Below are 18,235 nucleotides of genomic sequence, written 5' to 3'. Positions count from 1 at the left end.
GAGCCGCTCCGCTCCTAGCGTGGAGCCATGACCACGCCTGTGTGCACGCTCGCCTCGAATCCGACGCCGTACCCGTCGTTCTCGGCGTACGTACGGACCCGCGGCACGGTCCTGATGCGCACCGCGCGCTCACTCACGGCCAACCCCTGCGACGCCGAGGACCTCCTCCAGACCGCGCTGGCCAAGACCTACGTCGCGTGGGACCGCATCGAGGACCACCGCGCCCTCGACGGCTACGTACGCCGGGCCCTGGTCAACACCCGCACCAGCCAGTGGCGCAAGCGCAAGGTCGACGAGTTCGTCTGCGACGAGCTCCCCGAGTCCGACGAGCCGCCCGCCGCCGATCCCGCCGAGGCACAGGCGCTGCGCGACGCGATGTGGCGCGCGGTGACCCGGCTGCCCGACCGGCAGCGGGCGATGGTCGTGCTGCGCTACTACGAGGACATGAGCGAGGTCCAGACCGCCGAGCTGCTCGGAGTTTCCGTCGGAACGGTCAAGAGCGCCGTCTCGCGGGCGCTCGTCAAGCTCCGCGAGGACCCGGAACTGACCCCGGTCCGCTGAGCCGAGTCCCGCCACCCCGATGTTTCACGTGAAACGCTGAGCCGGGTCCCGCCGCCCCGATGTTTCACGTGAAACATCGGGGCTCATCCGGGCTCTCCGGGCTCTTTCTCCCGCTGTTTCTACCGCTGGGTAGTGACATGCCGACCGGTACGTGCGCAGAATCGGCAGCATCCGTAGCCGCCGCAGCGCCGCAGCGCTCACCGGGAGGACGCTTTGCTGAGCACCATGCAGGACGTACCACTCCTCGTCACCCGCATATTGCAGCACGGGATGACGATCCACGGGAAGTCACAGGTCACGACCTGGACGGGGGAGGCCGAGCCGCACCGCCGCAGCTTCGCCGAGATCGGAGTCCGTGCCACCCGCCTGGCCAACGCCCTGCGCGACGAGCTCGGCGTCCGGCAGGACGACCGCGTCGCCACCCTCATGTGGAACAACGCCGAGCACGTGGAGGCGTACTTCGCGATCCCCTGCATGGGCGCCGTCCTGCACACGCTGAACCTGCGGCTCCCTCCCGAGCAGCTGGTCTTCGTCGTCAACCACGCCGTCGACCGGGTCGTCCTGGTCAACGGCTCCCTGCTGCCGCTCCTCGTGCCGCTGCTGCCGCACCTGCCGACCATCGAGCACGTGGTCGTCGCGGGCGTCGGCGACCGCTCCGCGCTGGAGGGCCTCGGCGTGCGCGTGCACGAGTACGAGGAGCTCCTGGCGGGCCGCCCCGACACCTACGACTGGCCCGAGCTGGACGAGCGCCAGGCCGCGGCCATGTGCTACACCTCCGGCACGACCGGCGAGCCCAAGGGCGTCGTCTACTCCCACCGCTCGATCTACCTGCACTCGATGCAGGTCAACATGACCGAGTCGATGGGCCTGACCGACAAGGACACCACCCTCGTCGTCGTCCCGCAGTTCCACGTCAACGCCTGGGGCCTGCCGCACGCCACCTTCATGACCGGCATCAACATGCTGATGCCGGACCGCTTCCTGCAGCCCGCCCCGCTCGCCGAGATGATCGAACGGGAGAAGCCCTCGCACGCCGCGGCCGTCCCCACCATCTGGCAGGGACTGCTCGCCGAGGTCACCGCCAACCCGCGCGACCTGAGCTCGATGAAGCAGGTCACCATCGGCGGCTCCGCCTGTCCGCCCTCCCTCATGGAGGCGTACGACAAGCTGGGCGTCCGGGTCTGCCACGCCTGGGGCATGACCGAGACCTCCCCGCTGGGCACCATGGCGCACCCGCCGGCCGGGCTCAGCGCCGAGGAGGAGTGGCCGTACCGCCTCACCCAGGGCCGGTTCCCGGCGGGCGTCGAGCCGCGGCTGGTCGGCCCGGCGGGCGACGTACTGCCCTGGGACGGCGAGTCGGCGGGCGAGCTGGAGGTCCGCGGCACCTGGATCGCCGGCGCCTACTACGGCGGCGCGTCCGGGGAACCGACCCGCCCCGAGGACAAGTTCAGCGCGGACGGCTGGCTCAAGACCGGCGACGTCGGCGTGATCAGCCCCGACGGCTACCTCACCCTCACCGATCGGGCCAAGGACGTCATCAAGTCCGGCGGCGAGTGGATCTCCAGCGTGGAGCTCGAGAACGCGCTGATGGCCCACCCGGACGTCGCCGAGGCGGCGGTCGTCGCCGTGCCCGACGAGAAGTGGGGCGAGCGCCCGCTGGCCACCGTCGTCCTCAAGGAGGGCGCCACCGTGGACTACGCGGGGCTGCGCGCCTTCCTCGGCCGGTCGATCGCCAAGTGGCAGCTGCCCGAGCGCTGGACGGTCATCGAGGCGGTCCCGAAGACGAGCGTCGGCAAGTTCGACAAGAAGGTGATCCGCAAGCAGTACGCGGACGGCGCACTAGACGTCACCAAGCTCGACTGACCCCCTCGGGGGCTACTGGCCCCGCGTGAGCCAGGGCCGCAGCAGCTTGCTGATCGCGGGCATGGCCACGTAGGTCATCAGGGTGCTGAAGACGACGGCGAAGGCGGCCGTCCGCAACACGAAGTGCAGGTTCACCAGGTACGGCCCGAGCAGCGCGTTGCCCGCGAGCGAGATCGGGAAGATGGCCAGCCCGGAGCTGATCGCCATCTTCCAGCGCGGCGGCGCGGGCCGGGCCGTACCCGGCTTCGCGAACCACGTCTCCATGCCGTGCAGTTCGCGCCGGGCTATCTCGGTGTGGTGGTGGCCGAGGCAGTTGGAGAACCACTCGGCGCGCTCGGCGGAGTCCTGCCACCGCTGGAAGGCCGCGTGGTCGCGGAAGCGGTGCACGAGGAACCACGGACCGCCCTCCCTGGCCGGGCGGAACAGCCCGTAGCCCAGGTGGTCGGGGAAGGTCGCGGCCGTCTCCAGGATGCCGTGGGCCCAGGCCTCGAAGTTCTCCTCGTGCCCCGGCTCCACCTGGCGGGCGATCAGCAGGCTGACCTCCCCGCTGTCTTCCGGGACGGTCTGCTCACTCGTGTCGATGACGGCCATGCCGCCAGAATGACTAGTTGGTGCCGATCTTGGCCAGCAGGTCCACGATGCGGCCCTGCACATCGGGCGTGGTGGACCGCTCGGCGAGGAAGAGCACGCTCTCGCCCGAGGCCAGTCGCGGCAGTTCGGCCGGATCGATCCCCATGGCCGTGTAGACGACCAGCGGGGTGTGGTTCAGCCGCCCGTTGGCGCGCAGCCAGTCCACGATCCCGGCCCGGCGGCGGCGCACCTGCATCAGGTCCATCACCACCAGGTTGGGCCGCATCCGCGTCGCCAGCTCCACGGCGTCCGTGTCGGCGTCGGCGCGCGCGACCTGCATGCCGCGCCGCTCCAGGGCGGCGGTCAGCGCGGTCGCGATCTCGTCGTGCTCCTCGATCAGCAGCACCCGAGAGGGGTGCTGATCGCTGTCGCGCGGCGCGAGCGCCTTGAGCAGGACGGCCGGATCGGCGCCGTACGCGGCTTCGCGCGTGGCGTGCCCCAGCCCGGCCGTGACCAGCACGGGGACCTCGGCGGCCACCGCGGCCTGGCGCAGCGATTGCAGGGCGGTCCGGGTGATCGGCCCGGTCAGCGGGTCCACGAACAGCGCGGCCGGGAACGCCGCGATCTGCGCGTCGACCTCCTCGCGGGAGTGCACGATCACCGGGCGGTAGCCGCGGTCGCTGAGCGCGGCCTGCGTCTGCACGTCGGGAGCGGGCCACACCAGGAGCCGGCGCGGGTTGTCCAGCGGCTCGGGCGGCAGCTCGTCGTCCACCGGAGCCGGCACGGGCCGGTTGACCACCTCGACGGCCCCGCCGGGGCCGTCCAGCGGCTCGGGGCCCTCGGCGGAGCCCGCCTCGGGGGCTCCTATGGCGAAGGCGCGGCCCTGGGGCGCGGGCTCCGCGAGGCGCCGGCGGCGGCCGGAGCCGTTGGTGTCGGTCGAGGAGGTGCCCTGGCCGAGGGCGCCCAGCGCGCGCACGCTGATCGGCGCCCCGGCGGACTCCGCCGGGGTGTCCTGCGGCTGCCGGGCCCCGGGCACGGCGATCTGCCCGGCGGCCTCCTCCTCCGGCGCGGTGCGCGCCGAGGGAACGGGCCAGGCCGGAGTGGCGGGCAGCGCACGGCGCCGCCCGGTGGGGTGCGTCTCGGGGTCTACGAGGCCCTGCGCGCCCGCGTCGGCCTGCCCGGCGGGGGCTTCGGCCTCGGCGGGGGGCGCGCCCAGCACCCGTCGCCCACGACGCCCGCCCGGGCCTTCGCCGTCGGCGTCGCCGGGAGCGGGGACGGGACCGGCCATGGCGGGTGGCTGCGGGGGCTGCGCCGCCGGGACCGCGGTCGGGCCGGCGGGCAGCGCGAAACCGCCCTCGGGAGCGATGGGCCGCTGCGCGGCGGGGGCCGCGAACCCGGCCGCGGGCACGGGCCCGCCGGCTTGCACGGGACCGCCGGGACGAACCGGACCGCCGGGTTGCACGGGACCCCCGGGATGTACCGGACCGCCGGGTTGCACGGGACCGCCGGGCTGCGCCGGCCCCGCCGCGCCCAGGGCACGTCGCCGCCCGGCGGGGTGCTCGGTCAGCGGAACCGGCAGCACGGGGACCGGGGGCACGGGCATGGGGCCCACGGGCATGGGCGGAAGCGCGGGCATGGCGGTGCCCTGCGGGGGCACGGGCCGCCCGGGACCGCTGTCGACGCGGTTGTCGCTGCCGCCGTCGCCGTTCTGGCCGCGGCGGCGTCCGGTGCCGGTGACCGTGCCGGGGGCCGCGCCGGGACTCGTACCGAGGCCTGAGCCGGGACCCGTACCGGGGCCCGATCCGGGGCCGCCCAGGCCCGCAGGGTTGACCGGGGACTGCGCGAGCTCCGCGGGACCGCCGTCGCCCGGACCGGCCTCGCCGCCCCGGCGCCGCCCGGAAGGCAGCGCGAGCGCGGCCCCGCCGTCGACCGCCGGTTCCGCGGCCGCGGCCCGGCCCGCGCCGGAGGCGTCCCCGCCGGGGCCCGCGTCCGCGTCGTCGAGGAAGGCGTCCACGCCGCGCCGGGCCCGCCGACCGCCGGAGACCTGCCCCGGACCGCCCTCGGTGCCCGGTTCCCGCTCCGCCGCCGGCACCGGCTCGGGCAGGGTGACCGTCCCGGCCCCCGCACCCAGCGGCAGCTCCAGCACGTACGCCCCGCCGGGCGCGCCCGGCACCTCCACGGTCTGCAGCACACCGCCGTGCGCGGCCACGATGCCCCGCACGATCGGCTCGTGCACCGGGTTGCCGCCCTCGTACGGCCCGCGCACCTCGATCCGTACGACGTCACCGCGCTGCGCGGCGGCCACTACGATCGTCGAGTCCATGTACCCGCTGCCCTGGCGGGTCTTGCCGGTGGCGTCCACCCCGGCGACGTCCGCGACCAGGTGCGCGAGGGCGGTCGCGATCCGCTCGGCGTCCACCTCGGCCTCGATGGTCGGGGCGTGCACGGCGAACTGCGCCCGCCCGGGGCCGATCAGCTCGACCGCGCCGTCGACGCCGGCCGCGACGACCCCGTCGATCAGGACCTTCTTCTTGTTGAGCTTGTCGCCGCCCGCGTCCAGACGCTGGAAGCCGAGCACGTTGTCGACGAGCGTGGTCATCCGGGAGTAGCCGGCGGCCAGGTGGTGCAGCAGCTGGTTGGCCTCGGGCCACAGCTGTCCCGCGTCGTCGGCGGCCAGCGTGGCCAGCTCCCCGCGCAGTTCCTCCAGCGGTCCGCGCAGGGAGTCCTCGAGCACGGACAGCAGCTGGGCGTGGCGCGCGGCCAGCGCGTCGTAGGAGCGCCGGTCGGTGAAGGTCATGACGGCGCCGACGAGCTGCTCCCCGTCCCGTACGGGCGAGGTGGTGAGGTCGACGGCGACGGGCTGCCCGGCCTTGTTCCACAGCACCTGGCCGCGGACCCGGTGCTTGCGCCCGCTGCGCAGCGTGTCGGCGAGCGGGGACTCCTCGAAGGGGAACGGCGAGCCGTCGGCGCGCGAGTGCTGGACCAGCCCGTGCAGCTCGCGGTTGCCGAGGTCGGTGGCGCGGTAGCCGAGGATCTGCGCCGCGGCCGGATTGACCAGCACGACCCGGCCGTCGGTGTCCGTGCCGACGACGCCCTCGGCGGCGGCGCGCAGGATCATCTCGGTCTGCCGCTGGGAGCGGGCCAGCTCGGCCTCGGTGTCCACGGTCTGCGAGAGGTCCCGTACGACGAGCATCAGCAGCTCGTCGCCGGTGTACGAGGGCTGCGGCTCGCGGTAGGCGTCGCGGCCGTCGAGGTGGGCTGCGGTGACCTCGACGGGGAACTCGCTGCCGTCGGTTCGGCGCGCCACCATCCGCTTGGGGCGCGCCCGGCCGCCTTCGTCCTCACCGGGCCGCCGCATGGAGCCGGGGATCAGCTTGGAGTCGAATTCGGGCAGGAGGTCGAGTACGCCCCGGCCGACGAGCCCGGTGCCGGGGCTCTCCATGACCTCGAGGGCGATCGAATTCGCGTTGACGACCGTGCCGTTGGCGTTGACGAGCAACAGCGCGTCCGGAAGAGCGTCGAGTATTGCTGCGAGGCGAGCAGCGCCTCGGGATGGCCTGCTGCTCACGACGAGCTTCCTCCCTGACCACAACTACCGGCATGTCACGGGAGGAGTCTAAGGGCACGGGCCCCCGGTGGGAGGGCCGATGTTCCGCGGATGCCGCGTGATTGCCGCATCCTCCCAGGTCAGGAACGCCCACGCGGAAGCACAGGTTCCAACTCGTTCCACCGGCTGATCTCGCATCCGTCCGTCCTGCGGAACTCGGAATCGACCCTGTGGCCGTGCCAGGTTCCGGTGATCCGGGCGGTGGCCCGGCCGCCGTCGACCATGGTGCAGAGCTGCCGCTTGGACACGGGGGCGAACGGGTCCTTGCCCTCGCGGGCGAGGGCTTCGAGTCGGACGCAGGCGTCCCGGGCCCGGGGGTGGTTCCCGCCGACCGGGTCGCACTCGAGCCGGTACTCGCCGTCCGCCCGGGGGTTGCCGGTGTCGGAGATGGTGATGGTGAGCCGGTCGGGAGCCGCCAGCAGCCGCCCCAGGGGCGGCAGCGGGGGCAGGGGCCCCGCCGCCGCGGCAGCCAGGGCGGAGGTGACGGCGAAAGCGGCGAGACGCAGCATGGGGCACTCCAGGTCGTCCGTACGTCGTACGACAGACCAACGACGGGCGGCCTCCGACGTTGCGTGCTGAGAAGGCTTAAGGCTTTGCCCTGCGGGCCGCCCTCCTTGTACCGTGGGAGCGGATTGGTGACCGGCCCCTGGCCTGTGTCATCATCTGCACGCACCTTCGTACGCGAGGGTGTGCTGGAGGCGTCGCCTAGTCCGGTCTATGGCGCCGCACTGCTAATGCGGTTTGGGGCTTACCCCCCATCGAGGGTTCAAATCCCTCCGCCTCCGCACTTCACGAAGCCCCGGTCCTTGCGGACCGGGGCTTCGGTGCGTTCGGGGTCCGATGCGCTGCGGGTCGGTGGCGCGATCTGCCCATGACGGCTCGCGCCGACCGCGCCCCGAGGCCAACCGGATGATCTTCTTCCAGGCCGTTTCCGCAGGTCAGCATGGGTGGAGCTAATGGATTTCGCGTCCCGGCGAGGTCCATGTATTGTTGTTCTCGCAAGGCCAACGGGGCGCAAAACCCCGGCCAGCCAAGCACTCGTAGCTTAACGGATAGAGCATCTGACTACGGATCAGAAGGTTGCAGGTTCGAATCCTGCCGAGTGCACAGCAGCTCAGAGGGCCCGGACGAAAGTCCGGGCCCTCTGGCGTTTCCGCCGTACAGCAGCGAAGTACAGCAACCCCCTCAGCCGCCGGCACCGCCCATTGCCTCGGACAGCTTGCCGATCGCGTCCCGCACCTCTTCCTCGCTTGCCTCGGCGTAGACCTCCATCGTCATGGCGATCTGCGAATGCCGCAGGATTCGCTGCGCCACCTTCGGGTGGACCTTGAGCGCGACCAGGAGCGAGCTGCACGTGTGCCGGGTGTTCCGGAGCGGGATCACCCGGAGACCGGCGCGACGGGCCCGCAGCGCGAACATCCGCGTCAGGTTCCCCGGCTCGATCGGCGTCCCGTACTTCGTCGTGAACACCAAGCCGTGGCTGTCCTGCCACAGCTCCCCGGCCGCCTTCCGGTCCCCGGTCTGCTGGGCCTGCCGCATCCGCAGGGCCTTGAGGCACAGGGAGGGCAGCGGGAGGAAGTCGTCTGAGTCCTCGGTCTTGGTCTCCCGGTGCAGGATCTGCCGCCCCGCCCGCTGGATCTGGTGATCCACGTAGAGCTCCCCGGCGTCGAAGTCGATCGACTTCCAGGTCAGCCCCAGCACCTCACCGCGCCGCAGCCCGAGGCACAGGACGAGCATCCACGCGGCAAAGAGGTGATCTTCCCGGACGAGCCCGTCGGCCAGGAAGCGGCCCGCCTCGACCACGGACCACGGCTTGATCCGCTTGCGGCGAGGCTTGGGGACCTTCACGAGCGAGGCGACGTTCTTGCCGATCTCCTCCTCGGTGACGGCGTGCGTCAGGGCGGCCCGCAGGGCATCACGCGAGCCCTGGATCACGCGCCGGGACGGGTACGACTCGCAGCACTCCCCGATGGCACAGCACCGCCGTCTTGCGGTGGCGCGCTTCGCGTCCTTGCCCTGAGCACAGCACTGGCAGATGGCCGACAGCTTGGTCAGCCACTCGCGGACGTCCCGGACGGTCAGCTTGTCCAGCCGCTTCGTGCCGAGGTGCGGGGCGATGTAGAGCCGCACATAGCCCTCGTACGACACGTACGACAGCGGCGCCAGATTGGGCTTGACGATCGAGTCGAGCCAGTACGAGAGGAAGGCGGCGAGCGTCCGGTGCCGAGTCGCGACGGGCCCCTTCTTCGCCTCCGCGTGCAAGTTGAGCCACTTCTCGTGGACCTCCTCGCGGGTCTTGCCGTAGGCGTACTTCCGGGCGCGCTTGCCGTCCGGCTTGGTCACCCAGACGTAGGCGGCGTAGCCGTTCTTGTAGGGGTAGATCGAGCCCTCGCCGTTGCCGCGCTTGCCGCTCATGCCGCCCACCCCTCCTCGCTGGCGGTGATGCGCTCGACGTACTCGTCCACCCAGGCCGGGAGGATGCGGCGGTTGCGGCCGATCTTCACCGACCGGATCTCCCCGGTCAGCACGAGCATCTTGGTCTTGGACAGGCCGAAGTGGAGCAGGGTCGCGACCTCGGCGGTCGTGTGCCACTTGGGCTGGAGCACGGTCGTGGTCATGCCGTTCCCTCCGGTGCGAGTTGCTCGTGCAGGGCTTCGCGGGCGGTCTGGCGGTTGAGTTGGATGCCGCGGGCGATGGTGGCGGCGAGGACGGACTCGCCGGGGCTGTGGCCGTGGCCGGCGTACTGCCAGGAGGCGAGGACGAGCACGGTGTCCGGCTCGGCGTCGGTGAGGCCGCGGGCTTCGCGTTCTTGGGCGGCGCGGTAGTCGGCGCGGGTCTGTCGGAGGGCGCTGAGGGTGGTGGAGTACTGGCGGGACTTGGTGGAGAAGTGGCCGCGGAAGCCGAGCATGTGGGACCAGGCGGCGAGGCGGCGGTCCGGGTAGAGCGGGTCGAGGTCGAGGCAGGCACCGATCAGGCGGGCGGTGTGGTCGGGGACGTCGAGGAGGACCAGGGCCTCACGGTTGCCGATGCGGCGGTCGAGGGTGCCGGTGTTCTCGGCTGCCTTGGTGGCGTACTTGGCGACGTACGAGGCGACCGCCTGTTCGGTGATGTCGGAGCCGTCCCCGAAGGCCTTGATGGGGCGTACGTCGAGCTGGGTCCCCCAGCGGAAGGTGCGGGCGGGCTGGTCTGCGGCGGCCGGGACGGTGATCGAGGTGTACGTGTGGGCGGCGGCGGCTCGGATGGCTTCCGTCAGCAGGTGGGTGCTGGCCCAGGAGGGCGGAGGGGAGTCCGGCCCGTCGTGTCCGTCGAGGCGGATCACGGCATGGAAGTGGATCGCCCCGCGCCTCTGGAACTCAGCGACCTTGCCGAAGGAGACCCGGCAGACGTCGGAGAGCTCGCGCCGCGTGAGGCCGGCCCGGATGGCGATCTCCCGCCGGAGCCGGTTGGCGAAGCGTGCCCACAGGCCGCTGGCGTGGTTGTTGAAGAGGACGGCGGCGGCGTAGTCGTAGTTGTTCGGGTCGAGGGCGGTGCCGAGTTCGGAGGCGTCCTCTTGGTGGTGCTTGCCGCAGCGGCAGGGGCGGCCGGCGGGGCGGTTGTGGACCGGACCGAAGGAGGGGGCGGTGAGGGTGGCGAAGACGCGGGGGTGTTCGCGGACGGTGGCGGGGATGTCTCGGCGGTCGTCTCCGGCTAGTCCGGCGCGGATCAGGTGGTAGGTGTCTCCGGCGTAGGTCCAGGCGCATGCGGGGCAGCGGGAGGCGCGGCGGTTGCCGCAGGCAATGCGGAGGCGGGCGCCGGGTTCGTTCTCAGTGGAGTAGTGGTGCAGGATCTCGCCGGACGCCTTGTCCTTGGCGAGGGTCCAGCCGGTGATGTGGATCGGGTCGGAGCAGCCGCCCGTTCGGTGGATCTGGTCTTCCCAGCGTGCGTAACCGGGAGCCCCGGCCACCTTCAGCATGTCGCTGATGGTGGCCGGGTCCAGGTCCGCGAGGGTCGCGGTGTTGGTCACGCAGTCACCACCGCGGGGGCAGGGGCGAAGACCGTGTAGACGCGGAGGGTGATCCGGCCGAGAGGCGCGGTGAAGAGGAGTTGCCGGTCGCTCTTGAGGTTGGCGAGCTGCACATCGCGAGCGTCGGTGTGCGTGGCCAGGCGCCAGGCTTCGAGATCGGCCGGGGTGTCGAGGAGAACGTGTGCCTCGGTGGGCGTGATCTGGCTGGTGGTGATGTAGGCGCCGGGCAGGTCCGGGTGGAGTTCGGCCAGTTGAGCGAGGGCTACGAACACGGCGGTCTGCGTGGTCAGCGGGTTGGTCAGGTCGGTGTCGGTCAGCATGGCGGTCACCGCGCGGCCGAGGTGACGACGATGCGGCGGGCGAGGCGCTTGCCGGTGCCGTGGCAGGCGGGGCAGTGGGCGGTGATCGTGCGCAGGTGGCCGGTGCGGTCGCGGCCGCCGAGGGTGATCGCGACGGAGGCATGGCCGTCGCAGTTCGGGCAGAGCTGTCCCAAGGCGTTCTGGTTCATGATGGTGCTTCCTTCCGGATCGGCTGGTTCGGGCAGGAGTACGGCGCCGGGACGGCGGAAACTTGGCGGTGAAAGCCGTCCCGGGGCCGGTCAGCGGTGGTTCTGGTTGAGCAGCGAGCGCAGGACGACGGCGCAGACGGCGACCGAGGCGCCGGTGATGGCGACGGCCAGGAGCATGGAGACCAGGACCGCCCCGACGACGAGGACGAGTCCGGCTCCACCGGCGACGGCGGCGACGAGGCCGGCCGGGGTGAGGCGGACGGCGGGGAGCTGGACGCGAGGCTGCTTGGCGGCCGGGGTCGCGGTGTGGTCGCAGCCGCAGGCCGGGACGGCACCGTGGTGCGGCTCAACCGTGGCATCCGTGGTCGACTGGACAAGCGGCATGACGAGGCCGGTCGGGAGCGGGTTGACCGGGATCTTCGGGCGGATCATGGCGGTACTCCCTTCGAAGGCTTGTTACTTGGTGATGGCGTTGTCGATGACGGGGGCGAGGAGGCTGTCCGCGAGGAGGTAGCCGCCGAGGAGGATCACGGCGACGAGCCACCAGGGCGGGCGGATCAGCTTGATTCCGAGGGCGCCGACGACGATCAGTGCGAGCCAGAGCGGGACGTCCATGACGGTGGCCTTCCGGGGTCAGCTGACGCGGCAGCGGTGGGAACGTGCGGCGAGCTGGGCGGCGGTGCTGGTCGTGTAGTTGGTGACGGACCAGCCGCATCCGTCGGTGGTGCAGACGGCGGCGTGCTTGGTGCGGCCGTGGCGGTCGCGGTAGGTGCCGATCTGGACGGGGCCGATCTGCATGAGCGAGTGGAAGCGGTCCGGGGCAGGCATCGGGTCTCCTCAGGCGAGTTGGGCGGTGATGGCGGCGGCCATGGCGGCCGGCACACCGAGGCGAGCGCGCAGGGTGTCGGTGTCGAGCGGGCTGCCGGTGCGGGCCAGATGATCGGCGGCGAGTTTCCGGGCGTGCTCGACCAGTGGGGCCGGAACGGGCACCGACACCGGTTCGGGTGCGGGGAGAGCCGGGACTGGCTCCGGCTCGGCGACGGGTTCAGGTGCGGTGTCGCGTTCGATGACCGCGGGGGCCGGTTCCACCGCGGGAGCCGCGGCGGGGGTCGGGGTGGGGTGGACGAGGAGGGTTCCGCCGAGGAAGGCGAGGGCGGGCCATCCGGCGACCAGGATCCGAAGCCAGGCGGGCACCGACCCGAGGTCGAGGAGTCCGGCGGTGGCGACGTTCGCCCCCAGCGACGCGGCAAGGGCGACGGTGAACCAGGTCCAGGCCGAGCGGACTGGTTCCCCGGCGTCCCTCAGGAGCCGGAGTCGGCGCCAGGCGGCGACGAGGAGCAGGTCCACGCTGACCGGGTAGGCCCAGGCCTTCCAGCCCGTCTGTCCGGCGGCTTCGGCGAGGTCGTGGAGGTGGGCGAAGGACAGGGCCCCAGCGATCACGGCCTGAACGAGAACGGCGTCCGGGCGAGGCTTGGCGAGCATCGGGGTTACTCCTTCCAGGGTTGGAGCCGGGGCCGGGCGGGACAGTTGGCCGGCCGCCCGGTCCTGGCGGTTCAGGTGGTCGGGGCCTGTCCGGTGCCGAAGCAGGTCAGGCAGAGAGCGGCCTGACGGTCGGCGGTCTCGCGGGCAGTCCGGCGGGATCCGACGCGGACGGTTTCGGCGGTCTCGCCGCTGCCGTTGCAGTCGGGGCACGGTGCCGGGGCGGGCTTGCGGGTGGTGGTCTTCCTCGCGGTGGCCATGAGGATCACTCCTGCTTTGGGCATGAGAGGGGTAGGGACCTGGCGTGGTGCGGTCACGCCGACCGGTGGAGCGAGAGGGAGGATCAGACGCTGGCCGCGGTGGGCTTCGGCCGGACCTTGCCGGTCAGCACGGGGGCGGGCAGTACGGGCCGGAAGGGCGCCAGTTCGCCGATGTCCGGCGTGCGGTGGGCGTTCGCGTTGCAGACGTTCACGGCCTGGCGGAGCGTGGTGTGCGGGGTACGGATCCGGACCCAGCCGCCGGAGGAGTCACCGACCACGGCCGTACCAGGGCGGTCGGTAGGGATCTGGACCGCGGCGAGGACTGCGTCCGGGGAGATGTCCCCGAAGGCCATGTTCGCCGAGGTCTCGTCGTTGACGCGGTGGGCGGAACGTCCCGTGAGCTGGGCGCGGAGCATGGTGATGCCCTTGCCGAGTTCGGAGCCGAACCTTTGGCCGCAGATTTCCAGGTAGATGCCGGCGGCGCGGCCGAGCTGGGCGAGGCGGACCAGGTCGGTGATGATCTGATCCCGCCGCTTCTCCTCCTCCTTGGTGACCCACAGGGCGAGCTCTGCGACCTCGTCGACCAGGAGTACGACGGGGACGGGGCGCAGGTTTTTGGGCAGGTCCCAGATGTTGGCGGTGATCTCCGCGTCCGGGGTGTCGGAGCTGATCCTCTGTTCGCGCCGGATGATCTCGTAGACGCGGGCCATGTAGCGGACGAGCTCGGCCAGCAGATCGGCGGCGGTCTCGGGGCTGTCGGCGAGCGCGGTGAAGCGGCGGGCCAGTGGTGCGAGTTCCACGCCGTTCTTGCAGTCGATCCCGACCAGGGCCACGTGCTGAGTGGCCAGGCCGGCCACCAGGGTGCGCATGTAGACGGACTTTCCGGATTGCGTGGCCCCGACGTTCAGGGCATGGGGCACCTGAAGGTAGTCGCGGCGGAAGATCTCGCCGTCTTCCCGCAGGGCCACCGGGATACTCATCGGCTTGTCGTCGCGCGGGGCGGGCATCTGCACCCGCTTGAGGACGTCGTACCCGGTCATCCGCAGCTCGATCACCGACGACCTGACCTCCCGGGCACTCACGTTGTGCAGAGCGAAGGAATGGCGCAGTCGGTCCGTCGCGGCGGCGACGTCGTAGGCATCCTGGCCGGGCCGGAGCCTGAGCCGCAGGACCAGCCCGGTCCGAGTTGGCCGCATCCGCAGGATTCGCGGCCCCCGGGACTCGGGGACTGGGCGGTCGGACCACCGGGCGAGGGCCAGGCGCCACCGCGAGGGCGGGACGGTGAGCCCGCAGGCTTCCATCACCGACCGGTAGCGGACCAGGACCCGCAGGGCAGCGAAGGTGACCCCGAAGGTCAACCAGTACCAGGCCGGGCGCCGCCAGCGCAGTACGAGCGCGATGGTGACGAGGACCAGGAGCGTGACCGTTAAGGCGTTCACGGTCAGGCAGCCTTCGGCTTCGAGACATCGGCGGTCAGGGAGGTCACCGCGACGGCGCGGAAGCTGATGCCGTGGCGCTTCTGCCCGTTGAACTCGTTCTCCCACGGCCGGGCCACCAGACCGGTCAGCGCGACCGGGGTACCCATGACCAGCTCACCCGAGATACCAGGCGCCGGCACGGACACAGACAAGACCTCAGCCTCCCCGTAGGCGGCGAAGAGCACGTCCACGGTCATCATCTGGGCGCCGGTCTCGGCGTCGGTGGCGATCTCACCGGTCCGACGGTCCTTGATCTTCACGGCCGGAGGTTGGGCGACCATCACCATGGCGGCTGCGGTGTCGACGGGAATCTGACGCATGATTGAACTCCCTTTCAGAGGGGTGGGAGCGGCGGGCTACTTGGCGGTGGGTCGCCGCTCCGTTCCGTTGACGTTGGCCCGGGTCATCCAGCCACGGGCCCTTCGGTTCCCAACTGGTGCGCACCAATAGGTTGCATCTGGTGCGCACCAGATGTCAAGCGTTGCCGCGAGCCGACTTCTCAACTCGACTTCCTGCGGCACTCCTAGAGAACCTCAAGCCCCAACAGCCCGGTAGCCAACAGGGGTTAACCCAGTTCGGGTTAACCCCTGACCACCTGCATCGATGTGAGGCATGCTGCCTTCACGGCTCAGAAATCACATGCAGGGCGGTGCACGTGACGAACGGACTTCGAACAGCGCGGCATGCACGAGAGTGGTCACAGGAACGCTTGGTTCGAGAGATCGAGCGGTACGCGCGCCAGCACGTGCTGACGGTCGCTTCGACGGCGAGCCTGCATGTCTACGTCTCGGAGTGGGAGAACGGCAGGCGTCCTATTTCCGAGCGGTACGGCAAGGTCCTGCGGGCCCTGCTCGGCATCACGGACGACGAGCTCCAAGGCCGGCGAACCAGTTCGGCGGCACCCGAGGCCGATGGGTATGACGAACTGGTGAACCGTATCGACGCGGCTCGCAGCGTCAGTCTCACCATGGTGAAGACCTTCATGGACCAAACGGAACTACTGCGAACCGTGGATCGCCAGATGGGAGCAGCGAACCTTGTCGACCAGATGACAGGGCACTTGTCCACGCTTGAGGACGCGCTCACGTTCGCCGTACTGCCGGAGACCAGGCGTCCAGTAGCACGGGCTCTCGCGGGCGCGGCAACACTCGCTGCATGGCAAGCCCTCGACTCCGGAGCGGTGGAGCGAGCCTGGAGGCACTACGAGTTAGGTAAGCGGGCAGCCCAGGAGGCGGGCGAGCCCATGTACCTGGCTCACGCCACCGCAGAGCAGGCATACGTGCTCTGTGATGCCGGGCGGCCGGCCACCGCCGTCGAGTTGGTCCGTGACGCCATCCGAGTGGGCGGCACGCACCTGTCCCCGCGGTTGAAGGCATGGCTGTATGCGGCAGAGGCCGAGATCTGCGCCAAGGCGGGATTGGCGGACGACTGCCGTCGAGCTTTGGACGAAGCCGCGCGATGGCTCCCGGGCGGAGAGGAAGCCAGGGATCCCGACATGCTGAGCATCTTCCTGAACCACGGCCATCTGAGACGGTGGCGAGGCAATGCCCTAGCCCTGCTCGGCGACGATGACGCGGTCGACAGCTTGTACGACGCGCTTGGTGCCCTGGATCCGACATTCATCCGAGCCGCATCGGGTCTTCGATGCGACCTGGCTCAGGCACATCTCGCCCGAGGCGAGTACGACCAGGGACGCGAGCACCTTCAGCAGGCTCGCCTACTGGCGAACCGCACAGGATCTGTACGACAGCGCCGCCGGATCGAGCAGCTCACGCAGCAGCTGTAGGCGGCGCGCCGGCCGCACGAGAGGCCAGCACGTGGAGGAGGGCGACCAGCGTCCCGGAGCCCATCAGCTCACCCCGAGCCATGAGCTCAGGAATGTCGGCGAGAGGCACCCATGCGACGTATCCCGCTTCCTCAAGGTCGGTGGGCTCGCCAACATGCTGCGCGCCTCTCCCCACGTAAATCTCGTGAGGCGAGTCCACCATGCCGACCATGGGTTGGTACGTCACCACGTGCTCAAGGGCGTCGGGCCGCCAGCCGGTCTCTTCCTCCACCTCGCGGAGTGCGGTCGTGGCGGGGTCTTCTCCCGGATCCACGATGCCGCCAGGCAGCTCCCAGCCGAAGGAGTCGGGGACGAAGCGGTACCGCCACAGCATGAGAACCCGGTCCTGATCATCCAGAACAGCGGAGATCGCCACGTGGTGGAGCCGCACTACATGGTGCTCGAAGCGCTCGACACCAGGAGGCTCAACGTCGGCGAGCGTCAGTTTCACCCACCGGTTGTCGTACACAGTCCGCTCACCGTGGATCTGCCACCGCTCCAAGTCGGGAGGAGTGGTCACAGACACTGAGCGGTCCGGCACACGGTAGGAGCTGCGTCCATACACTTCGAGGACACCCTCGGCGATGAGCTTCGCGAGGACCTGCCGAAGCTGCGTACGACCGATCTCAAGGTCTTCTGAGAGTGTTCGCTCGGACGGGAGCTTGGCCCCGGGCGGGTACTTTCCTGTCGCGATCCACTCACGAATCGTGCGGTACACCCGCTCCGACTTCGGCCCCATGCCTTCAGCACACTCCCCTGCTCATTGACTGGACCGCACCAGCGTAGTCAGCGGAGGCACCTGCTGACTACGGTCCGAGCCATGCCCTGCGATGACGGGCAACGGCGTACACCTCATCCACCTGCTCAGGAGAGAGCTTCCCTGTGAGCGGACCCAGGGCCGCTACCTCTCGTTCCCTGTAGATGCGGACCGCAAGCTGGGTGGGCACGACTGGTAGCTCCTTCACCCCAACGAACACCAAGACTGGCTCCACCGGTACCGGGAACGAGCAGTGACTCGCCAGGACGGTTCGAGCGCGCTCCGCCTCGGCACGGCTCTTGACGACGTAAGGCCGCGCGGGCCCATGGTCGATCTTCACCATGGTGTCCCCAATCCACACCGACTTGCCGGGATGATTCTTGGTGTTGATGGTGAACACCCCGCCAGGGCCGATAAGCATGTGGTCGATGTCCCCGCCCCGCGTCAGCGGAAGGGAGTGCAGAACCTTCCAGCCGTAGGCCGTCAAGCGTTCGAGCTCGGCTCCCACCTTCCGCTCACCGGCCAACCCCTTGAACCAGGAGTCCCATTCGGTCTTCCTGCGCAGCAGGCGAGCGAATGCACGCTGCATGGGCGTTGGCCCCTTGGCCGCAATGAGAGAAAGCAGTTCGGCCCCCGGACGGTTGAGGGCGAGATCATCAGGTGTCGTCAGGGTCGGTAACGTCGGCCGTACGACTGGCGTAGGCCGCGATCCGATGGGCTTCACACCCGTAGGCGGCTTCGGTGGCTGCGCTTTCGGTGGCTGCGTTGGGGACGGAGCTTCTCCGGTGAGGTGAGGCTGGAGCAGTCGCAGAGCCGCACGCCGATGCTCTTCGAGGAGGACAGTCACCTTGCCAGTGCGGAGGTCCACCCACGCCGCGGCTGTACCGTCCGGCAAGTTCACGTAGAGCCGATCCTGTCCATGCCTCTTCCACCTGGCGACCCTCAGTTCGCTCACGGCTGCCCCCAGTCACGTCCTGCCCCGAAGGCCATGGGACCAGCCGAATCACGCCCCCACAAGAGGGCCAAGGGTCAAGGTCTGAGCGGTGACGGATGCCTACGGGTCCCAGGCCAGAGCGGAGTGGGGTCAAACTTTCCCTACTTCATCAAGGGCGCTTCCGCCGCCAAGGCGGCGTCGCGCGCCCGTCGCCCCGGGCCTGCGCTCCTGTCTGCGCCCCGCTCCAGCCCGGGGCGCCGGCCGCGCGCCAATGGCTAAGGACTTGATGGGCAGGATGAGCCTGGCCTGAGCGGTGAACCGCATGTCAGGACGGATGCCTCCGGCGGGGGCGCTCTGACTCTGGGATGCGGGGGCCAGTCGTGCGACCGC

At 70.6% G+C, this 18,235-nt stretch carries 20 protein-coding genes and 2 tRNA genes; 5 read left to right on the top strand and 17 right to left on the bottom strand.

What is annotated here, in order from left to right; all coding sequences use genetic code 11:
* Nucleotides 1–27: 27 nt before the first annotated feature.
* Together DRB96_RS03830 and DRB96_RS03825 are read left to right on the top strand one after the other, a co-directional pair.
* Nucleotides 28–561, top strand: a complete 534-nt coding sequence (locus tag DRB96_RS03830) for a SigE family RNA polymerase sigma factor (RefSeq protein WP_112446762.1) — start codon at nucleotides 28–30, stop codon at nucleotides 559–561.
* Nucleotides 562–774: 213 nt separating this feature from the next.
* Entirely contained in the window at nucleotides 775–2,424 is a 1,650-nt protein-coding gene (locus DRB96_RS03825; RefSeq protein ID WP_112446761.1) for a long-chain fatty acid--CoA ligase, read from the top strand.
* A gap of 12 nt (nucleotides 2,425–2,436) precedes the next feature.
* Here DRB96_RS03825 and DRB96_RS03820 read toward each other — a convergent pair whose 3' ends face one another.
* The 3 genes from DRB96_RS03820 to DRB96_RS03810 form a co-directional block, all read right to left on the bottom strand.
* Complete coding sequence (locus DRB96_RS03820) at nucleotides 2,437–3,015, bottom strand: antibiotic biosynthesis monooxygenase (RefSeq protein ID WP_112446760.1); 579 nt, start codon at nucleotides 3,013–3,015, stop codon at nucleotides 2,437–2,439.
* A 13-nt stretch (nucleotides 3,016–3,028) separates the two neighbouring features.
* Nucleotides 3,029–6,562 (bottom strand): PAS domain-containing protein, encoded by a 3,534-nt coding sequence (locus DRB96_RS03815; protein WP_112446759.1) that lies wholly within the window; start codon nucleotides 6,560–6,562, stop codon nucleotides 3,029–3,031.
* Nucleotides 6,563–6,681: 119 nt separating this feature from the next.
* Nucleotides 6,682–7,110 (bottom strand): SSI family serine proteinase inhibitor, encoded by a 429-nt coding sequence (locus tag DRB96_RS03810; protein WP_112446758.1) that lies wholly within the window; start codon nucleotides 7,108–7,110, stop codon nucleotides 6,682–6,684.
* A gap of 185 nt (nucleotides 7,111–7,295) precedes the next feature.
* Here DRB96_RS03810 and DRB96_RS03805 point away from each other — a divergent pair.
* Both DRB96_RS03805 and DRB96_RS03800 read left to right on the top strand, forming a co-directional pair.
* Nucleotides 7,296–7,386, top strand: a tRNA-Ser gene (locus tag DRB96_RS03805).
* A 249-nt stretch (nucleotides 7,387–7,635) separates the two neighbouring features.
* A tRNA-Arg gene (locus tag DRB96_RS03800) sits at nucleotides 7,636–7,708 on the top strand.
* Between the two features lie 78 nt (nucleotides 7,709–7,786).
* On the opposite strand, the gene DRB96_RS03795 is transcribed toward DRB96_RS03800, so the two are convergent.
* From DRB96_RS03795 to DRB96_RS03740, 12 genes are all read right to left on the bottom strand, one after another.
* Complete coding sequence (locus DRB96_RS03795) at nucleotides 7,787–9,025, bottom strand: site-specific integrase (RefSeq protein ID WP_204357630.1); 1,239 nt, start codon at nucleotides 9,023–9,025, stop codon at nucleotides 7,787–7,789.
* On the bottom strand, nucleotides 9,013–9,219 hold the full coding sequence (locus DRB96_RS03790) for an excisionase family DNA-binding protein (RefSeq protein ID WP_112446757.1): 207 nt from the start codon (nucleotides 9,217–9,219) through the stop codon (nucleotides 9,013–9,015). Before DRB96_RS03790 ends, DRB96_RS03795 begins: the two co-directional genes overlap by 13 nt.
* The gene (gene repSA, locus DRB96_RS03785; RefSeq protein ID WP_275431880.1) at nucleotides 9,216–10,604 is read right to left on the bottom strand and encodes a replication initiator protein RepSA; all 1,389 of its coding nucleotides are present in this window, start codon (nucleotides 10,602–10,604) and stop codon (nucleotides 9,216–9,218) included. The genes DRB96_RS03790 and repSA overlap by 4 nt, the downstream gene beginning before the upstream one ends.
* Complete coding sequence (locus DRB96_RS03780) at nucleotides 10,601–10,924, bottom strand: hypothetical protein (RefSeq protein ID WP_112446756.1); 324 nt, start codon at nucleotides 10,922–10,924, stop codon at nucleotides 10,601–10,603. Before DRB96_RS03780 ends, repSA begins: the two co-directional genes overlap by 4 nt.
* A 5-nt stretch (nucleotides 10,925–10,929) precedes the next feature.
* Nucleotides 10,930–11,112, bottom strand: coding sequence for a hypothetical protein (locus tag DRB96_RS03775; RefSeq protein WP_112446755.1), 183 nt, complete (start codon nucleotides 11,110–11,112; stop codon nucleotides 10,930–10,932).
* A gap of 90 nt (nucleotides 11,113–11,202) precedes the next feature.
* On the bottom strand, nucleotides 11,203–11,544 hold the full coding sequence (locus tag DRB96_RS03770; RefSeq protein WP_112446754.1) for a SpdD-like protein: 342 nt from the start codon (nucleotides 11,542–11,544) through the stop codon (nucleotides 11,203–11,205).
* Nucleotides 11,545–11,568: 24 nt separating this feature from the next.
* Complete coding sequence (locus tag DRB96_RS43670) at nucleotides 11,569–11,727, bottom strand: hypothetical protein (protein ID WP_112446753.1); 159 nt, start codon at nucleotides 11,725–11,727, stop codon at nucleotides 11,569–11,571.
* Between the two features lie 18 nt (nucleotides 11,728–11,745).
* Nucleotides 11,746–11,940 carry a mobile element transfer protein gene (locus DRB96_RS03760; protein ID WP_112446752.1) on the bottom strand — a complete coding sequence of 65 codons (195 nt, stop codon included), beginning with the start codon at nucleotides 11,938–11,940 and terminating at the stop codon, nucleotides 11,746–11,748.
* 9 nt (nucleotides 11,941–11,949) lie between these two features.
* Nucleotides 11,950–12,594, bottom strand: a complete 645-nt coding sequence (locus DRB96_RS03755) for a DUF2637 domain-containing protein (RefSeq protein WP_112446751.1) — start codon at nucleotides 12,592–12,594, stop codon at nucleotides 11,950–11,952.
* Nucleotides 12,595–12,665: 71 nt separating this feature from the next.
* Nucleotides 12,666–12,851, bottom strand: coding sequence for a hypothetical protein (locus DRB96_RS03750; RefSeq protein WP_112446750.1), 186 nt, complete (start codon nucleotides 12,849–12,851; stop codon nucleotides 12,666–12,668).
* A gap of 83 nt (nucleotides 12,852–12,934) precedes the next feature.
* Nucleotides 12,935–14,290 carry an FtsK/SpoIIIE domain-containing protein gene (locus DRB96_RS03745; protein ID WP_112446749.1) on the bottom strand — a complete coding sequence of 452 codons (1,356 nt, stop codon included), beginning with the start codon at nucleotides 14,288–14,290 and terminating at the stop codon, nucleotides 12,935–12,937.
* Between the two features lie 2 nt (nucleotides 14,291–14,292).
* Nucleotides 14,293–14,649 carry a hypothetical protein gene (locus DRB96_RS03740; protein ID WP_112446748.1) on the bottom strand — a complete coding sequence of 119 codons (357 nt, stop codon included), beginning with the start codon at nucleotides 14,647–14,649 and terminating at the stop codon, nucleotides 14,293–14,295.
* Between the two features lie 425 nt (nucleotides 14,650–15,074).
* On the opposite strand from DRB96_RS03740, the gene DRB96_RS03735 reads away from it, so the two are divergent.
* Nucleotides 15,075–16,115 carry an XRE family transcriptional regulator gene (locus DRB96_RS03735; protein WP_204357987.1) on the top strand — a complete coding sequence of 347 codons (1,041 nt, stop codon included), beginning with the start codon at nucleotides 15,075–15,077 and terminating at the stop codon, nucleotides 16,113–16,115.
* Here DRB96_RS03735 and DRB96_RS03730 read toward each other — a convergent pair.
* Both DRB96_RS03730 and DRB96_RS46205 read right to left on the bottom strand, forming a co-directional pair.
* Nucleotides 16,099–16,893 (bottom strand): NUDIX domain-containing protein, encoded by a 795-nt coding sequence (locus DRB96_RS03730; RefSeq protein WP_112446747.1) that lies wholly within the window; start codon nucleotides 16,891–16,893, stop codon nucleotides 16,099–16,101. The genes DRB96_RS03735 and DRB96_RS03730 overlap by 17 nt on opposite strands.
* Nucleotides 16,894–16,960: 67 nt before the next feature.
* Entirely contained in the window at nucleotides 16,961–17,500 is a 540-nt protein-coding gene (locus DRB96_RS46205) for a nuclease-related domain-containing protein (RefSeq protein WP_343234503.1), read from the bottom strand.
* Nucleotides 17,501–18,235: the final 735 nt, after the last annotated feature.

The sequence above is a fragment of the Streptomyces sp. ICC1 genome, assembly GCF_003287935.1.
Lineage (GTDB): Bacteria > Actinomycetota > Actinomycetes > Streptomycetales > Streptomycetaceae > Streptomyces > Streptomyces tritrimontium.
Note: the sequence above shows the minus strand (reverse complement) of the source record. Positions and strands in the feature narration are given on the sequence as shown.

Coding starts and splice junctions, on each gene's coding strand:
- DRB96_RS03830 (WP_112446762.1), top strand. CDS start 28: ATGACCACGCCTGTGTGCACGCTCGCCTCGAATCCGACGCCGTACCCG.
- DRB96_RS03820 (WP_112446760.1), bottom strand. CDS start 3,015: ATGGCCGTCATCGACACGAGTGAGCAGACCGTCCCGGAAGACAGCGGG.
- DRB96_RS03810 (WP_112446758.1), bottom strand. CDS start 7,110: ATGCTGCGTCTCGCCGCTTTCGCCGTCACCTCCGCCCTGGCTGCCGCG.
- DRB96_RS03790 (WP_112446757.1), bottom strand. CDS start 9,219: ATGACCACGACCGTGCTCCAGCCCAAGTGGCACACGACCGCCGAGGTC.
- DRB96_RS03780 (WP_112446756.1), bottom strand. CDS start 10,924: ATGCTGACCGACACCGACCTGACCAACCCGCTGACCACGCAGACCGCC.
- DRB96_RS03775 (WP_112446755.1), bottom strand. CDS start 11,112: ATGAACCAGAACGCCTTGGGACAGCTCTGCCCGAACTGCGACGGCCAT.
- DRB96_RS03770 (WP_112446754.1), bottom strand. CDS start 11,544: ATGATCCGCCCGAAGATCCCGGTCAACCCGCTCCCGACCGGCCTCGTC.
- DRB96_RS43670 (WP_112446753.1), bottom strand. CDS start 11,727: ATGGACGTCCCGCTCTGGCTCGCACTGATCGTCGTCGGCGCCCTCGGA.
- DRB96_RS03760 (WP_112446752.1), bottom strand. CDS start 11,940: ATGCCTGCCCCGGACCGCTTCCACTCGCTCATGCAGATCGGCCCCGTC.
- DRB96_RS03755 (WP_112446751.1), bottom strand. CDS start 12,594: ATGCTCGCCAAGCCTCGCCCGGACGCCGTTCTCGTTCAGGCCGTGATC.
- DRB96_RS03750 (WP_112446750.1), bottom strand. CDS start 12,851: ATGGCCACCGCGAGGAAGACCACCACCCGCAAGCCCGCCCCGGCACCG.
- DRB96_RS03740 (WP_112446748.1), bottom strand. CDS start 14,649: ATGCGTCAGATTCCCGTCGACACCGCAGCCGCCATGGTGATGGTCGCC.
- DRB96_RS03730 (WP_112446747.1), bottom strand. CDS start 16,893: ATGGGGCCGAAGTCGGAGCGGGTGTACCGCACGATTCGTGAGTGGATC.
- DRB96_RS46205 (WP_343234503.1), bottom strand. CDS start 17,500: ATGCAGCGTGCATTCGCTCGCCTGCTGCGCAGGAAGACCGAATGGGAC.